13 protein-coding genes and 1 pseudogene are annotated in these 16,905 nt (G+C 50.7%); 7 read left to right on the forward strand and 7 right to left on the reverse strand.

Going from position 1 to position 16,905, the window contains the following annotated elements:
- Positions 1-262 precede the first annotated feature (262 nt).
- From BZG78_RS07460 to modC, 6 genes are all read left to right on the forward strand, one after another.
- Positions 263-1,876 carry an MFS transporter gene (locus tag BZG78_RS07460; RefSeq protein ID WP_077660820.1) on the forward strand — a complete coding sequence of 538 codons (1,614 nt, stop codon included), beginning with the start codon at positions 263-265 and terminating at the stop codon, positions 1,874-1,876.
- 75 nt (positions 1,877-1,951) lie between these two features.
- Positions 1,952-2,362: a ribonucleotide reductase subunit alpha gene (locus tag BZG78_RS07465; protein ID WP_077660821.1), complete on the forward strand. Its 411-nt coding sequence runs from the start codon at positions 1,952-1,954 to the stop codon at positions 2,360-2,362.
- 16 nt (positions 2,363-2,378) lie between these two features.
- A complete protein-coding gene (locus BZG78_RS07470; protein ID WP_077660822.1) occupies positions 2,379-3,119 on the forward strand; it encodes a ThiF family adenylyltransferase in 741 nt (246 codons plus the stop codon).
- A gap of 126 nt (positions 3,120-3,245) precedes the next feature.
- Positions 3,246-4,031, forward strand: coding sequence for a molybdate ABC transporter substrate-binding protein (gene modA, locus BZG78_RS07475; protein ID WP_025744426.1), 786 nt, complete (start codon positions 3,246-3,248; stop codon positions 4,029-4,031).
- A complete protein-coding gene (gene modB, locus BZG78_RS07480; RefSeq protein WP_077660823.1) occupies positions 4,028-4,711 on the forward strand; it encodes a molybdate ABC transporter permease subunit in 684 nt (227 codons plus the stop codon). Before modA ends, modB begins: the two co-directional genes overlap by 4 nt.
- Positions 4,708-5,778 carry a molybdenum ABC transporter ATP-binding protein gene (gene modC / locus BZG78_RS07485; RefSeq protein ID WP_021023451.1) on the forward strand — a complete coding sequence of 357 codons (1,071 nt, stop codon included), beginning with the start codon at positions 4,708-4,710 and terminating at the stop codon, positions 5,776-5,778. Before modB ends, modC begins: the two co-directional genes overlap by 4 nt.
- Before the next feature lie 25 nt (positions 5,779-5,803).
- On the opposite strand, the gene norW is transcribed toward modC, so the two are convergent.
- The gene (norW, locus tag BZG78_RS07490) at positions 5,804-6,946 is read right to left on the reverse strand and encodes an NADH:flavorubredoxin reductase NorW (protein ID WP_021023450.1); all 1,143 of its coding nucleotides are present in this window, start codon (positions 6,944-6,946) and stop codon (positions 5,804-5,806) included.
- A gap of 9 nt (positions 6,947-6,955) precedes the next feature.
- Positions 6,956-8,446, reverse strand: a complete 1,491-nt coding sequence (gene norV, locus BZG78_RS07495) for an anaerobic nitric oxide reductase flavorubredoxin (RefSeq protein WP_077660824.1) — start codon at positions 8,444-8,446, stop codon at positions 6,956-6,958.
- A gap of 183 nt (positions 8,447-8,629) precedes the next feature.
- On the opposite strand from norV, the gene norR reads away from it, so the two are divergent.
- Positions 8,630-10,165 (forward strand): nitric oxide reductase transcriptional regulator NorR, encoded by a 1,536-nt coding sequence (gene norR / locus BZG78_RS07500; RefSeq protein WP_077660825.1) that lies wholly within the window; start codon positions 8,630-8,632, stop codon positions 10,163-10,165.
- A 103-nt stretch (positions 10,166-10,268) separates the two neighbouring features.
- Here the strand turns inward: norR and BZG78_RS07505 are convergent.
- The 5 genes and pseudogenes from BZG78_RS07505 to BZG78_RS07525 form a co-directional block, all read right to left on the reverse strand.
- Positions 10,269-10,715 (reverse strand): annotated as a pseudogene (locus BZG78_RS07505) (transposase family protein); the annotation flags it as partial.
- A gap of 445 nt (positions 10,716-11,160) precedes the next feature.
- Positions 11,161-11,367, reverse strand: a complete 207-nt coding sequence (locus BZG78_RS15480; RefSeq protein ID WP_021023445.1) for a hypothetical protein — start codon at positions 11,365-11,367, stop codon at positions 11,161-11,163.
- A 47-nt stretch (positions 11,368-11,414) separates the two neighbouring features.
- Positions 11,415-14,519: an efflux RND transporter permease subunit gene (locus BZG78_RS07515; protein ID WP_021023444.1), complete on the reverse strand. Its 3,105-nt coding sequence runs from the start codon at positions 14,517-14,519 to the stop codon at positions 11,415-11,417.
- Positions 14,516-15,856 carry an efflux RND transporter periplasmic adaptor subunit gene (locus tag BZG78_RS07520; RefSeq protein WP_077660826.1) on the reverse strand — a complete coding sequence of 447 codons (1,341 nt, stop codon included), beginning with the start codon at positions 15,854-15,856 and terminating at the stop codon, positions 14,516-14,518. Before BZG78_RS07520 ends, BZG78_RS07515 begins: the two co-directional genes overlap by 4 nt.
- Positions 15,853-16,470, reverse strand: coding sequence for a TetR/AcrR family transcriptional regulator C-terminal domain-containing protein (locus BZG78_RS07525; RefSeq protein WP_077660827.1), 618 nt, complete (start codon positions 16,468-16,470; stop codon positions 15,853-15,855). The genes BZG78_RS07520 and BZG78_RS07525 overlap by 4 nt, the downstream gene beginning before the upstream one ends.
- Positions 16,471-16,905: the final 435 nt, after the last annotated feature.

Here is a 16,905-nt window from a genome sequence, read left to right on the forward strand (position 1 = left end):
TCATATAATTCTACATATAGAGAGATAATAATAGAAACCAAACTAAATTTAAAATAAATCAGACTAAAACAACATGACAGCTCTATGCATAAGCAACTGAAAATCATGAATAAAATGAGATTGATTACCCACTATTAGATACTCACTCTGCACCAAACAATGGTGGCCGAGTACCTCCTGCTAGTCATTGTTTTCTTTTTCATTGAGTGCTTTATTAAAAGAAGGTAAGAAATCCTTTTCCGTTTGAATCATGGGGGAGTAAATGGGAAATATTTATCGTTGGGAGCCAGAAGACAATGAATTCTGGGAACAGTCAGGTAAGCGAATAGCTAACCGAAATCTATGGATCTCTATCCCTAGTCTCCTTTCCGGATTTGCGGTTTGGTTATACTGGGGCATATTAACCGTACAAATGATTAATGCTGGTTATGATTTCAAGCCAGAAGAACTATTTACACTGACAGCGATTGCCGGTCTCTCAGGCGCGACACTACGAATACCAAGTAGCTTCTTTATACGTTTTTGTGGGGGAAGAAATACCATTTTCTTTACCACATCGTTGCTGATCATTCCTTCACTATTCACCGGGCTAGCGCTACAAGATCCTAATACACCACTATGGCAATATCAGTTACTTGCCCTCTTGTCAGGCATTGGAGGGGGGAACTTCGCGTCGTCAATGTCCAATATTAGCTTTTTCTACCCAAAGCAAAAACAGGGCTTAGCCTTAGGCCTCAATGCAGGCCTAGGTAACTTCGGCGTCACGACCATGCAGGTCGTTATACCGATAGTGATGACCTTTGCCGCCTTTGGGGCTTTTAGTGGCGATCCGACTCAACTCATTATCGATTCAGGGACAATTGTTGGCAAGATCAAGGCTGGCACCCCCACTTGGATTCAAAATGGCGCGTTTGTTTGGCTGTTGTTTTTAGTACCACTTGCTATCGCCAGTTGGTTTGGAATGGATAACATAGCCACACAAGAAGTCACGCCGGATCTCCCCTCTCCCCCAAAAGCCTTTACTATGATAGGCATGATGCTACTAATTGGATTAGTTACATCAGGGGCAGGACTTTGGCTTATGTTACCTACTGAGGCTAATGGAAGTGGGTGGAATGTTCCGAAAGAAGCGGCGTTAGTGCTTGTGTTGGTGTCAACATTGCTACTTCTCAAAGCATTGCCTGGTGCGATTGGTGATAGCCTTACCCATCAGTATCGTATCTTCAAAAACAAGCATACATGGATCATGAGTGTCATTTATACCATGACATTTGGTTCATTTATTGGCTTTTCCGCTGCGTTTCCATTGGCAATTCAACTGATCTTTGGCTATCAGCATATCGTCGTGGATGGTGTGATGACCCACTCAACCCCTAACCCTGCCGGACCGAGTGCACTTACTTATGCTTGGATGGCTCCTTTTATTGGCGCACTCGTGCGACCTATTGGCGGCTGGTTAGGTGACAAGTTTGGCGGCTCAAAAGTGACTCAAGTGTGTGCTGCTGTCATGACACTATCTGCACTTGGTGCAGCCTACTATATGGCGCAGGCATATGAATCAGAAACACCGCAAGAGTATTTTCTGCCTTTCTTCGTACTGTTCTTATTCTTGTTTACCGCATCCGGAGTAGCGAACGGTTCGGTATTCCGCAGTATTGCGATCATTTTCCCCAAGTCAGAAGCGGGTCCTGTTTTAGGATGGACATCAGCCGTTGCCGCATACGGTGCGTTCTACATTCCAATGGTGTTTGGTGAGCAAATCAAAGCCACAACACCAGAAAATGCACTGATCGGATTTGCTATCTTCTACGCAAGCTGTTTTGTCGTTAACTGGTTGTTTTACCTTAGAAAGAAAGGTGAATACTATAACCCATAGCGTCCACGCACTTGTCAATGTTTTATAGTCAAATATGTGGGCAGCCAAGGCTGCCCTCAACTAAGTAGGTTTAAAATGCAAATAGCCAGCTACAAAGATTTAATTGCTGCCGCCAGCATGCAGTCAGAGTCACAGAGATTACTTTTTGTGTTTGCGAAAGCCGAATTACCAGAAGGGCATACAACAGAGCAAAAGAGTGTTTTTCAATCAGGAAAAGGAGGAGCGCTCACCCCTGTCCTTTGTGTGGACAAGCTTCCAAAAGAAGTAGAAACCTTTTCTACACTGGTTGCTGAATCCCTCACAACCGGTTTCGATTGGGATGTGGTATTCATTTCTGCACTCGATGGACGAGGTGGCTACCCACCCAATAGCGATCAGGCGCAACAGCCACTAAGAATGATGCTGAATCAAATAAATGAAGGAAAAATCGGCATGTTTATTACGGCAAATAGAAACGGAGATTTAATTTCCCTCAACCCGGCTTAACAAGGTAAAAACTATAATGCTAGATGAACATGAGTATCAACGCTATGATCGCCAAATTGCTCTCAAATGTGTGGATATCGAAGGCCAAGAGCGGCTCAAAGCGACTCGCATTTTGGTTATAGGCGCTGGCGGCTTGGGATCCGCCGCGGCTCCATATCTCGCCTCCTCTGGAGTGGGCCACATTACAATATCTGATTTTGATAAAGTGGAACTGTCTAACCTACACCGACAAACCTGCTTTATTGAAAATGATATCGGCCGTTATAAATCTGAAGCGATGTGCGATCGTCTGCTTGCTAATAATAGTCATATTTCTTGTGTACCCATAACGTCGAAGCAGTCCTCGCAACTATTAACTGAAACGATTATCGAGCATGATATCGTCCTTGACTGTACCGACAACAAGCCTACGCGAGAGCTCATCAATGAAATCTGTTGGCAGCAAAAAACCTTACTAATTTCAGGCTCTGCCATTCGTACCGAGGGACAGGTAGGTGTTTTTACTGCCAATAAGAATGAAGCCTGTTATCAATGTATAAGCTCACAGTTTAGCGACGCTCCCTCTAGCTGTGTCATGTCTGGGATCCTCCCGCCTGTTGTTGGCATCATAGGATTAATGCAAGCACTTATCGCCGTTAACAGTATTGTCGCCCCAAACTCGGTGGTCACCAACGCTTTTTACTATTTCGACGGACTATCAATGGAATGGATACCATACAAAGTAAAGCCCGCTCCCGCATGCAAAACCTGTGGATAGTTAAGGTTCAGCAAAGCTTGTCACATTAGAAATAGGAGTGTTGATGATGGAACCCAAAATATGCACTTGAACAAGACTTTACGTACAATTACGTTAACTCTACTTTGTTTTCTTTCTGGTACGACGATGGCAGACACCGCTCCCCTTCGCGTTGCTGTGTCAGCAAATTTTAATGGTACTTTCAATGAGCTCGCCCATGCCTATCAACGAGAGTTTAATCAACCTTTTCTGATTAGTTCTGGCTCTTCGGGTTCTCTATTCGCAAAAATCAAACACGCAGCACCCTACCATCTATTTTTTTCCGCAGATAAAGTACGTCCTATCTTGTTGGAGAAAGCTGGATTAGTGGTTGAGAACTCTCGCTTTACCTACGCGATTGGCATACCTGTTTTGTGGTCACAAGACACCGATCTGCTCACTAGCGCCGGAGATAAAGTCCTTGAAACACATTCCTTCAAACATCTCGCCATGGCAGATCCTCGTGTCGCTCCATACGGCCTTGCAGCCAAACAAATCATGCAACGCCTTGAGCTCTGGGAGGACTTAAATAGCAATACACAAATCGTGAAGGCGCAGTCCATCGGCCAAGCTTATGGCCAGATAGCATCAGAAGCTGCGGAACTGGGCTTTTTATCTTTATCACAAGTAAAAGACCGTGATGGGGCCATTGGCGGCTCGTACTGGATACCTCCTCGACATCTTTACGAACCCATCGAGCAACAAGCTGTCATTTTAAACTACGCAAAAAAAACGCCCCATATTTTTGATTCAGCAGTTCAATTCCTAAGCTGGGTCAGAAACAGTGAAACAGCTACAACCATTATCAAGAACTCAGGGTACAAAATAAACCAACCATTAATCGCAAACCAAGCGACCTTGATACGATCCAAGAAAGGCATTATTGAGCAATGATCTCCCCAAACGATATCACTGCACTGGTTATCACTCTAAAGCTCGCTTTCGTGAGCACCAGCATATTGCTCATAATTTGCACACCCCTGTCGTGGTGGCTAGTCAACACACAGTCACGTGTAAAAATCTTCGTTGAAGCATTAGTGATGCTGCCTTTAGTCTTACCACCCACCGTGTTGGGCTTCTACCTCCTCCTACTATTGGGGCCTAATGGATGGATAGGGGGAAGTTTAGAGGCGCTGGGCTTCAATCATCTAGCATTTTCATTTTCTGGGTTAGTGGTTGGTTCCATGATTTATTCACTACCATTCGTAATGCAACCACTTCTATCATCCTTTCAATCAGCAACTGGTGGCATATTAGACGTTGCCGCAACATTAAGAGCCTCTCCTATGGATCGTTTTTTCAATATTGTGCTTCCTTTATCACGAAGGGGTTTTTTAACCGCGGGTGTCCTTTCATTTGCACATTCATTGGGCGAGTTCGGGATCATAATAATGATTGGGGGAAACATTCCAGGGCAAACCCAAGTCGCATCTATTGCTATCTACAATCACGTCGAGTCAATGAATTACGACGCCGCGCATACACTGGCAGCCATACTTGTCTCTTTGTCATTTGTTTTACTATTGACAACCTACACAATGAATAAAAAATTCAAACCAGTGAGCTTTATATGACCATTCAAGTCGCATTGAAATTGGCCAGAGACCAGTTCCTATTGGATATTAATCTGCATTTGCCGGGAAAGGGGGTGACCGCGCTCTTTGGTCGGTCAGGCTCTGGGAAAACGACCATATTACGCAGTATTGCAGGGCTTGAAACGTTGGATAGTGCGACGGTTATTGTCAATGGGGAAACATGGCAGCGCCAAGATGCATGTTTACCCACCCATCAACGCCCTATCGGTTATGTGTTCCAAGAACCGAACCTATTTCCTCATTTAGACGTCAAAGATAATTTGTTATTTAGCTACAACCGTGTAGACAAGGAAAAACGCTATGTCAGTTTTGAAGCAACGGTAAAAAGCCTCGGACTAACCGACATTAGTCGCTGCTACCCTCACCAGTTATCTGGTGGACAAAAACAAAGAGTCGCAATTGCTAGAGCCCTGCTCACTAGCCCGAGCCTATTGCTTATGGACGAACCGATGGCTTCTCTCGACCTTTCCAGTAAAGCCGAGATCTTACCTTACATCGAATCACTACAATCGACCCTGAAGATACCTATCATCTATGTCAGCCATGCCATTGAAGAGGTCTCAAGACTTGCCGATCACATTGTGCTGTTAGATAACGGAAAAGTATTAGCACATGGCGCAACACAAGATATGCTCACAAGGACAAATTTGTCTTTAGCGCGAGATGATAACGCGGCTGCGGTGGTTCACTGCACCGTCAAAAAGCATACAGACGACTATATGACAGTGCTAGACTTATCCAATGACCAACAATTGCATGTCCCTTTGCAGCAAGTCGAAACACACAGCATCATCAAAGCGAGGGTACACGCAAAAGATGTATCAATCGCTTTAGAAGCACCACAACAATCAAGTATCAATAATTGCTTATTGGCACAGCTCATGGAGGTGAGCGACGACACGCACCCCGCCAACGTCTTGTTACGGTTGGACGTAAGTGGTCAACCGATATTATCGAGGATCAGTCGCCGGTCGTTGTCTCGACTCAAACTGCAGCCAGGACAAATGCTCTATGCCCTGGTTAAAGCGGTTAGTTTTGATTATTAACTAACCGCTCCCCCAGTTATATCGGCTAGATAGCCCTAGACAACTGTCTAAACAACGTATACGCCTGAGTCACTTGCTCCCCTGTGACAACAAACCCAGTTAGCTGCTGAGCGTCATCAGAGGCTCGCACCACTATCCCCGAACTGACCATATTGATATCCCAGCATATTGCCGAATGGATATCACCTGCCATGTAGATGGGATAATTGGGGGTTTTAACTTTAACCATAATAGCGGGTAACGTTAAACCGCCATCAACGTCAAGAAGCTGCTTACCAAGCGTACTAGCACTTAAAGAAATGGCTTGTAGATAAGGCCTAATTTGGCCTTCAACCTCGGCACAATCTCCTAGCGCAAATACGTCGCTAGCGGATGTCCGCAGCGATGTATCAACGCAAATACCCTGGTTCACTTGAATGCCTGCTTGTGCCGCAAGGTTGGTATTTGGCGTCAGGCCAGCCGCTGATATAACAAGATCCACAGCAATCTTCTTGCCACTCTGCAACGTCAGTGAAAGCGACTGCTCCTGTTGATTGACTTCCACCACACTCTCACCAAGGCACAGTGTCGTGCCGAGTTGCAGCATCTGGCTCTCAAGCGGTCTAGCAACAAACTCTGGAACCAGTGTCCCAAGAAGGTGGGTATTAGGCTCAACAACCACAACGGATTTCCCGCTTCGCGCTAGATCCATCGCAATTTCAACACCTATTAATCCACCCCCTATAATGGCAACACGCTGAGCTTGACGCACATTAGGCTCTAATGCGCGCAACTCTGTCAAAGAGTTAGCTGTCATTACTTGATGCGCCGCATCCCCCTGAACCGGAGGTATAAAAGTAGTTGCACCGGTTGCAAAAACCAGCTTTGAATAAAAATACTTTTGACCATTTGCGCGTACACAATGGGCCTGTGTATCGACATGCTCAACGACAGTCTGAGTCAATAAAGTAATATTGTATTCATCTGCGAACACATCAGCGTATTTTAACACTAAATCGTCCGCTGTTTGTTGTTTACTAAATACGTGGCTCAAATCCGGCTTGTGGTACTCATGGCCATCATCAGCCGTCAATACGGTCACCGGGATCTCCCGATCCATACGCCGAATTGTTTTTACCAGTTGGTAAGCAGCGAAGCCACTGCCAATAATAATAATTGGTTCAGTCATTTTCGCTCCCTAACCTTGGTATGTTGTAAAAACATCTTTGCCTAGATGGCACTCAGGACATAAGAAGTATCCCGGAACATCACTCCATACTGTCCCAGGTTCAATACCTTGGTTAGGCTCTCCCACAGCAGGATCATAAACCCAATTACAAACAGTACAAATCATGCACTGACAGTCTGCAGAATGAGGCGGCTCTGCATCTTGGATAGGGTGTGTTTTTGGCTTTTCAGGGCTTAGTGTCGATGGTCGTGGCTTGTCGTTTTTCTCGCAAGACTCAGCCGTCGGTAGCATTCGAGAGGGGCGTTTGTTGGCCCACAACTTTGCAATATACTGACCATGCTCTCGACACTTCTCCATACCATCGCGATCAGGACGCCATTTTGTTTTCAAGCTCATCGACGTTTCAAAACCAGCGTCCATAAGGCGCGTGTGGATGCGGTCAACGGCACCACCGGTCCAACCAAAACTACCAAAAGCGCCCGCCTTTTTCGCTTTAAAACGCATCCCGGTGATTTCCTCCAGCATCCCTGCGATCTTAGGCATCATGACATTATTCATCGTTGAAGAACCAACTAACACACCTTTAGAACGGAATACATTTGATAGAATTTCATTTTTGTCGTGTTTCGAAACATTAAACACTTTTACTGCGACGTCCGGATCGACGTCATGGATCCCCTGTGCGATAGCATCAGCCATCATTCGTGTATTATTCGACATAGAGTCATAAAAAATAGTGATTCTGTCTTCTTGATAGTCATCCGCCCACGCAAGGTACTGCTCGATTATTTGAATAGGGTTATCGCGCCAAACGACACCATGAGAGGTTGCGATCATATCGACAGGTAAATTAAAACTTAAAACTTCCTTTATTTTCGCCGTTACTAAACGGCTGAAAGGGGTAAGAATATTAGAATAATACCGTAAGCACTGTTCCATCAGCTCATTTTGGTCAACTTCATCATTAAACAAGCGTTCATCACAGTAATGCTGACCAAAGGCGTCATTGCTGAATAAGACGGCGTCCTCGGTTAAGTAAGTCATCATGCTATCGGGCCAGTGCAGCATGGGCGCTTCAACAAATATAAGCTGCTTACCATTCCCAATATCGATACTATCGCCGGTTTTTACCGTATTAAAATTCCACTCCGGGTGGTGATGGTGGCCCACTATCGAGTCTATCGCCGCTTCAGTGCAATATATCGGCGTGTCAGGGATCCTCTCCATCAAGGCGGACATTGCGCCGGAATGATCTTCCTCTGCGTGATTTACAACAATAAAATCGATACTTTCTAGATCGATTTCCCTTTCAAGGTTTTGCAAAAATTGTTGGCTAAAACGGTGATCAACCGTATCGATCAGTACTGTTTTCTCTTCTTGGATTAAGTAGCTGTTGTAACTTGTTCCTTTGGTGATTTTGTATTCTGTGCCATGAAAGTTCTGCACTTCCCAATCTCGTTGACCCACCCAGCGAATGTTGTTTTTTACCTGTATTGTCATGATTACTACCTTAAATGACATTGAGAACCTAATGCACTCTATATGCATTAGTCGTGCCAAGATAACTAACCATTTAAAATCAAGCACTTATATAACAACCCACCTAAAACATTGTCTTAATGACAGCATTGATTATTGTCATTTAGACATATATGATTGTCATAAAGACACTAATACTAGATTATGACTGAATTATTCGCCCATTGGCTGCACATCACACAAGATTTAAATTCTGCACTGATTCGAAAAGACCGGTTTGATACATTATTAACCACGATAAGAGAAGTGCTACGCTGTGATGCATCCACACTACTTTTGTATGAGAATCAGACCTTTATTCCTCTCGCCATTAATGGATTATCGCATGACGTCTTAGGTCGTCGTTTTGCTCTCGCTCAGCACCCGCGTTTGGAAGCCATTGCACGAGCAGGTGATATCGTACGTTTTCCGGCTAACAGCGATTTACCAGACCCTTATGATGGATTAATTCCTAACCATGATGGCAAGCTTCAGGTTCACTCTTGTATCGGACTTCCGCTATTAGTGGACGATCAGCTAATTGGCGCAATAACTATTGATGCGTTTGACGAAAATCAGTTTGATGGCCTCCTCAATCACGACTTGCGGTTTATCAGCGCACTGGCAGCAGGTGGGCTACAAACAGCCTTGTTATTAGAGCCACTAGAAACACAAGCCAATGTCACACATGAGGCATTGACAGAGCGGCGTACGTTTAGTGATAAGATTATTTCCCGATCGGCGGCAATGCAGACGCTACAACAACAAATAGACGCGGTGGCGAATACGGAGTTATCAGTATTAATCACCGGGGAAACCGGGGTTGGTAAAGAGTTAGTCGCTAATGCACTCCACCAGCGTTCTGCAAGAGCGTCTAAGCCATTAGTCTATCTTAACTGCGCCGCGCTACCGGAATCCGTCGCGGAAAGTGAACTATTTGGTCACATTAAAGGGGCCTTTACCGGTGCAATTAGTGATCGAAAGGGTAAGTTCGAGCAAGCCGATAACGGCACATTATTTTTAGATGAAGTTGGCGAATTATCGTTAGAGTTGCAAGCCAAGCTACTGCGTGCACTCCAATTCGGTGATATCCAGCGGGTCGGCGATGACCGTCATATTCAAGTGAATACGCGCATCATTGCCGCGACCAATCGCGTTTTATATGAGGAAGTAACAGCCGGTCGTTTTAGAGCCGATCTATACCATCGTCTCAGTGTATTCCCTCTCCATGTTCCACCTCTTCGAGAAAGAGACGATGATGTCGTATTATTAGCCGGATTTTTTGCCGAACAGATGAAGGCTAAATTTCATCTTAGCAGTATTCGCCTGTCTGCATCGCTACTTCAAAAGCTCACACAGTATGCATGGCCTGGTAACGTACGCGAACTAGAGCATGCTATCAAACGAGCCAGTGTCCTAGCCAAATCTCGAACGCAGTCGAGGGATCTCGAGCTTACTCTGCAAGATTTTGATCTCTTTACCTCTGACGAAAAGGCGGTTAGTGCTACCCATAAACAGCAAAAAAAAGAGTCTATTGAAGTTCCAACATTAGGGCTACGCGCAGAAACAGAGAATCTTCAGAAAAGAATGATCTCGGACGCATTATCACAAAATCACGGTAATTGGGCCGCCACTGCAAGACAACTTGATATCGATGGTGGCAATTTACATCGCCTAGCAAAACGGTTGAGCCTGAAATAAGAGCGACAAACGCAAGTTACACAACCCCGTGAGCTAACGCCCTATTAGAAATTTTTTGACGTATTTATTATTCGCTTTTTATTTTTCAAATCGTTTATGAGAGAGGTGTCTCGAAGCGGTGCCAGGCCGCCAAGAACTCGGTCTTCTTCCTGAATATCTCACGGATAGTCTTCTCGTTGAGGCCCGTAGTGTCGGCTACGTAGACATAGGGATGATTAAAGGACTCCTTCTCGACGCGACTGTACAGCCGCCGAGTCATGCGATGGTCGTCCACCATGTCCGGGAGCGAAGGGCGGAATGTCGTGCCGCAAGCTCGACAAGAGTAACGTCGGCGGATCACCCAGGGGATGACCCGCTTTCCGTAGACCGGGAGGTCGCGGTAAGCGACATCACGCTTGCCGAACCTGACAAACTCATTCTCTGCGCCGCACCCTTCGCAAGCTATGGGGTCGGGAGCAACTATATGAAAGCGCAACCCGTCTTCCATTTCCATGGCATTTAGTACCTGGTACTCAGGGAGACGCAATACGTTGTCAGGCAAGTGTGACATTTCGGGGCAAACCTTCCTGTATCAGAATGGTGTATTCAGTAGTTAACGAACTTTCAATTAGCCAAGGCATGTCGGTCAGCTGTTCCAGCTCTAGAAAAAATCGAGTCGCGCAAAGACTGCATCTGTATGTGTTTCTTTGCATCCTGCTATTCATTCCAGCACTCTATTCATTCGCTGTAGAAATGGGCTCTGAACCCTTCCTTAAACTCCTGATGGCTGGCCAGACAGTGGTTCTGCACCCGCGAAAACGCTTCGATTACTGCTTGGTCATCCGCTTGACGCGCCTCGTCGCCCATATCCCTGGCGGCTTCATGCACCCACCTGTCATATCCCCGGAAGCGTCCGCCGCCGGTTCCGAAAAAGCGCAATATGCGTGTCTTTTCCAAGAACGGTGGCTCGACATGATCGGCAATTAGGGGTGCGATTTCAGTTCAGCTACCTTTTCCTAGTTTTCCCGAGATATGGCCCCAGCAACTTCGCGCATATTTTCATCAAGATCGCGCATAATGGAGCGGAGCACTAGTTCTTCACTGGTGCTTTCCTGTTCTCTCGCTGAGTGTTGATAGTCATTGTCTCCCGCTATTAGCCAAGTTGGCAGGACAGTCAGGGTAATGAGTAGGATGGTCCTAACACTACAGTTTTTTAACGTCATGTTTTTTCTCTCTTGATGAACAATCAATAAATGCTCTTCTGGGCCGCTTACTCTTTTGATGGCTTGGGCGCCTGAACCCAGCCCCACTCGTCAAACAGCACGTAGACTGCGGGGATCACCAGTAGCACCAGCACGGTGGCGCTAAGCAGTCCGAACACCACCGAAATCACCAGCGGCTTGATGGCCGCCGCCTGGGTACTGGTTTCGGCCAGCAGCGGGAGCAAACCGGCGATGGTTGTAGTCGACGAGATCAGGATGGCACGCAGCCGGTCGCGGCTGGCCTGGCCGGCTGCCGCCACGGCATCCAGTCCGCTCTCGCGATGGGTCTTGATAAAGTGGATCAGCAGGATGGCATTGTTGACCACGATGCCGGCCAGGGAGGCCGCGCCGATCAGCGAGGGCGTAGAGAGGTAGTAACCCATGAGTACATGCCCCAAAATGGCGCCGATGAAGGCCAGCGGAATAGACAGCATGACGATCAGCGGTTCGATGTAACTGCGGAACTGGAAGGAGAGGATCACGAAGATTCCCACCAGCCCGATGAGTAGACCGCGGCCTATGGAGCTGCCGGTCTCAGCGGAGCGCGCCACTTGCCCCTCGAAGGTGAGCGCCACCTCGGGATGACGCTCGCGGAACTCGCTGAGCCAGCCGCTGCCGACGAGATCATCGACGATTGCCTGGCCGGTGGCATGCCGCGCATCCACGTTGGCCTCCACGGTTACGGTACGCCGTCCGTCGATGCGGGTAATGCGCGCCCACTCGCGCCGCTCCTCGGCGTTGGCCACCACCTCCAGCGGCACCCGGCCTCCTTCCGGCAGGGCAATGGTCAAATCAACCAAGTTGTCGAGAGAGGTCCTGTCCGCTTCGGCTAGGCGAATCAGCACCTCGATTTCCTGATTGCCGATGCGCAGGGTATCGGCAACCTCCCCCAGCAGCGCCGCACGCAACTGCCCGGACACCTCCTCGGCGGAGAGGCCCAAGCCATGGGCGCCCTCGGCCATCGAGAAGGTCAATTGAGGCTTGCCCAAGCGCAGGTCGTCGAAGACATTATAGACGGCTGCATAATTCTCTAGATGGTCGCCCAACTCTAGCGCCGCCGCCTTCATGGCCTCCAAGTTCTCTCCGGCCAGGCGCACTTCCACGGGCACCCCGGCGGGGCCGAAGCCGGGCTCCTGGATAATTAATCGCTGAAGCCCCTCGATCTCACCGATGGTCTCACGCCAGGCGGCGGTCAGCTCGTCCAGGGTCACCCGGCGACGCTCCGCAGTCAGCAGGTCGACGATGACGGTGGCCACATGAGGACCTGCCTCCCTGGCGCTGGGGTTGTGGTTAAAGCGCACCTGAATCGCCTCGACCAGGGATGCTCCCCCCGGCTGGTCCAGATAGTAGCGTAAATCAAGCTCACGGATTGCCGCCTCGACTCGCTCGGCCACCGCCTCGGTACGTGCTAGGGGGGTACCCTGGGGCATCAGGATACGGGCCTCCAGGACATCGCCATCAATATCCGGCATCGCCTCACTGCCCACATGCCCTCCAGCCATAAAGCCGAAAGAGCCCAGCATAATGGCGAAAATGATTCCCAACACCGCATGGCGAAATCGTATCGCCCGGTCGGCCAGCCGACCGACCGACTCGCGGAACCTGTCAAAATGTCGTTCGAATGCGACACGGAAGCGCGAGTTGTGCCCACTGGCAAGTCGCCCCACGCTGCCCTTAAGATGATGGGGCAAGATCCAGAATGCTTCGATGAGGCTCGCTGCCAGAGCGGCGATCAGCACCACCGGCAGCACTTCAAGCACCGCGCCCAGCTCGCCGGCCAGGAAGGAGAGCGGGGCGAATACCGCGACCGTGGTAAGAAACGACGAAAGTACGCCGGGTAACACCTGGCGGGTACCCGCTACCACCGCCTCCACCGGTGAGGTCCCTTTCAGGGCGTGGACGGCAATGCTGTCTGTGATCACGATGGCATCATCCATGACGATGCCGATAGCCATCAGCAGTGCCACCAAGGTGATCATATTCATTGACAGCCCGGTCAGGGCCATGACGATGAAGGCCCCCATGAAGGCCGCAGGCAGGCCCAGAACGGCCCACAGAGCTAGGCGCGGACGGAAGAAGAGGCTCATCACCAGCACCACCAACACCAGCCCCATTAAGCCGTTATCCACCAGCATCTGCAGGCGGTCGCGAACGATACTGGTCGCATCTTGGGTCAGCGTCAGAGAGATACCCCCGTCGAATCGCCGCCGTTCCGCCTCAAGCAACGTGTCCAAAGACTCCTTGACCGTCAGGGCGTCGTCTCGCAGCGCCTTGCTCACCTCCAGCACCAGCGCCGGCTCACCGTTGAAGCGGATTCGCTCTTCAGCCTGCTCACCGGTCTCGGTGATGGTGGCCAGCTCGCCCAGGGTCAGCTCGCCGCCCCCGGCATCGGAGACCACWACCAGATCGGCCAGCTCAGCCAGAGAGCGGCGCTGGTCGGTGAAGCGCATAAGGATATCGCGGTCGGCGGTTTCCAGGGTGCCCAGTGGTAGGTCAAGGTTCTGACTGGCCACTCGACGTGCCAGCTCCCGCGCCGAGAGGCCGTGCTGGCCCAGTGCCTCGCGTGGCACTGCGACCTGCCACTGGCGCTGGGACCTCCCGTGGATCGCTACTTCAGCCACGCCAGGCAGCGTCATAATGCGCTCTTCCAAGCGCAGAGCGTAATCCTCGAGCTGGTGCATCGGCATATCCCCAGACACCGCCACAGCCGCCACCATGTCACTGCGATGAAGCTCCCGCACAACAGGGGAGTCGGCGCGGGCCGGCAGCTCGGTGATGGCGCTCACCTCGGTGTCGATCTCATTGAGGAAGCGAATGGCATCCCCCCCGGCTGACATGGTTGCCGTGGCACTGGCCAGGTTGTCCTGAGCCACACAGCTGAACTCGTCGAGAAATTCCACACCTTTAACGGCATCGTGCAGACGCCGACACACGGCGTCCTCGACGTCGGCGGCGCTCGCCCCGCGATAGACCACCTCCACAGACACTTCCACTGGGCGATAATCTGGGAAGGTCTCACGCTTGAGGTTGGGTGCGGCGAACAGCCCGGCAGCCAGCAGCAGCATTAGCAGCAGATTAGCGGCGGTGGGATGAGCGGCAAACCAGCGAATCATTGCCGTTCTCCTGACGTTACTTCACCCAGAGCCTGGGCGGTCAGACGTGCCTCTAGGGCCACGTCGCGGCGAGGCGCCAGCGCCATACCCTCGATGGCTGGTTGGAGATCGTCGACGATGACCCGCTCGCCCGGGGCGAGGCCCGATTCGATCACTGCCAGGTCTCCCTGCTTGAAGGCGACGGACACCGAGCGCCTGACCAGGCGAGCGTGCTCGTCAGCAAGGTAGACCTCACCTTGATGGAGGGCCGATGCGGGGACCACGAGTTGTGCTACGGGACTGCGTGCCGACAGGCGCACTCGTGTGTACATGTCGCGCTGTAGTGGCGGATGGTTAGGTGGCCGGGCATCGCGCCAAGGCTCCTCAACCCTTACGACTACTCGCACGGCGCGGGTGGCCGGGTCGAGGCCGCTGGCCACGCGCACAACCCGACCTTCCCAGCTAACCCCGGGTGCTCCGACCAGCTCCAGCTCTGCATCGATCGAGTCAAGATCGATGCGCTCACTCAGATCTAGGATGCCGGGATCGAGCTCGACCAGTGCCACACTGCCCAGGAGGCGTCGTACCATGCTGAAGGGAAGCCGTGCCTCCACCTCGGCAGCCGCCAGGCTATCCGCCTCAAACAACCGCTGACCCACACCCACGAACTGATGAAGCTCTACGTCCACCTCACCGAGACGCAGGTCATAGGGCGCCTCGAAGCGGGTATCCTCCAAGTCATGGCGAGCTTGGGCAAGCCGCACCGATACCCGCTCGCGCTGGGCTGGTAGCAAGGCCAAGGTATTCTCAAGAATGGCCACCGCCTGGCGCTGCCCCACAGCGCTGCGACGTTGAGCATCACGCTGAGAAATGGAGACAGCACCTGTGGCCGCCAGCCGCTCTATTCGTGAAAGCTCCTGCTCGGTAAAATCGAGTGCCTGGCGTTCCAAATCCAGCAAACGCCGGGTATTGGCCTCTTCTGCCTTGAGCTGATTCAACTCCGCCTCGGCCTCGGCGATAGCCAGCTCGTAGCGACTAGGGTCCAATGCCAGCAGCAAGGTACCTTCGTGCAGCAGGGTGCCGCTCTCCAGATGCGGGTGGCGCTCCACCACCCGGCCCGAGACGTTGGCAACGGATTGCCAGGTTTCGGCAGGGCGCGCCACGCCGTGACCACGTGCCTCAAGGCGAAACGCCAGTGGCTGCGCCTCGATCACTGCCACCACCTTGGGGGCAGGTGGTGAGTCACTGTGCTCGGGAACCTGCCGATTAACTACGAAGAAGACCAGAAGCGCCGCACCGATGGCGAGGCCAATGACTACCGCCAAAAAACGCCCCAAGCGTTGATTCAGGCCTGTCATCGGTACGCCCCTTGTGCTTTCTGGATACCATGACAGTAGAGGTGGAACGCCCCCTCGGCCTGCTCGACCATATGGTTCATATTGTCGAAAATCAGCGACTGCATGACCAGGCCTTGGATGGTGCCGATGAACTGCGTGGCGGCCATTTCGATATTCAGCTCTTGACGCAGTTCGTCAGCCTCCTGCGCCTCGTTCAACAATCTCTCGATCCGCTCACGGTAGAGAAACAGCAGCGAGCGAACCATACGTCTCGCCGGCGTCGGCCGGGCATGCTGCAGCTGCCCCATCATCAGCCGAGGCACGCCAGGATGCTCGACGATAAACGTGATATGGCCATGGAATATCGCCTCGAGCGCGGCCAGCGGGCTATTCGCCGAGGCAGCGGCCTTATCTAACAGTTTCATCACACGTTCGGTCACCCTGCCGATGACGGCCTCCCAGATCGCATCCTTGCTTGGAAAATGCCGGAACAACGCACCTTGGGTGACCCTCATGTGCTTGGCGATGCTGCCGGTGGTGATATTGGCTGGGTCATCCTGCGCGCTCAGGTCAATGACCGCGTCGACAGTGAGCTCCCGGCGCTCTTCGGCTGTCAAATTTCGTTTGTGAGTCATAACAAGTCATATAAGATAGTAATTAATTACTATCTTATGGCAACCTAGTCTACGACGCAACCAGATTCTGATTGAGGGCGTATTCGATACCTAATACATTTCACGCGATCCGTCAGAGACCTGCACTGCGCCCATCTAGTCGCTGATTGAGAGCTAAAGGCCGATCAGGCTGCAAGGTCATCGGCATGATATTCGTCACCAAGGCATTCAAGGATTCGCACGACCTGGCTGAATCGAATTTTTCATCAGCCTTTCGTGAACCCCTTTAGGGATGTGAAGCAGCAGCTGCTTTGAGGCACCCGCCTCAACCTTTCTTGCCAACCAGGAAGTACGGAGAGAACGAAGCTTGTACAGGTGTTCGTAAAACATCGGATACACCACATAATCCCGGTATCCATCACAAGTCCATAAGTCAACGCTCTACTGAGTTTACTT

The sequence above is a fragment of the Salinivibrio sp. MA351 genome (assembly GCF_001996065.1).
GTDB classification, from domain to species: Bacteria; Pseudomonadota; Gammaproteobacteria; order Enterobacterales; family Vibrionaceae; genus Salinivibrio; species Salinivibrio costicola.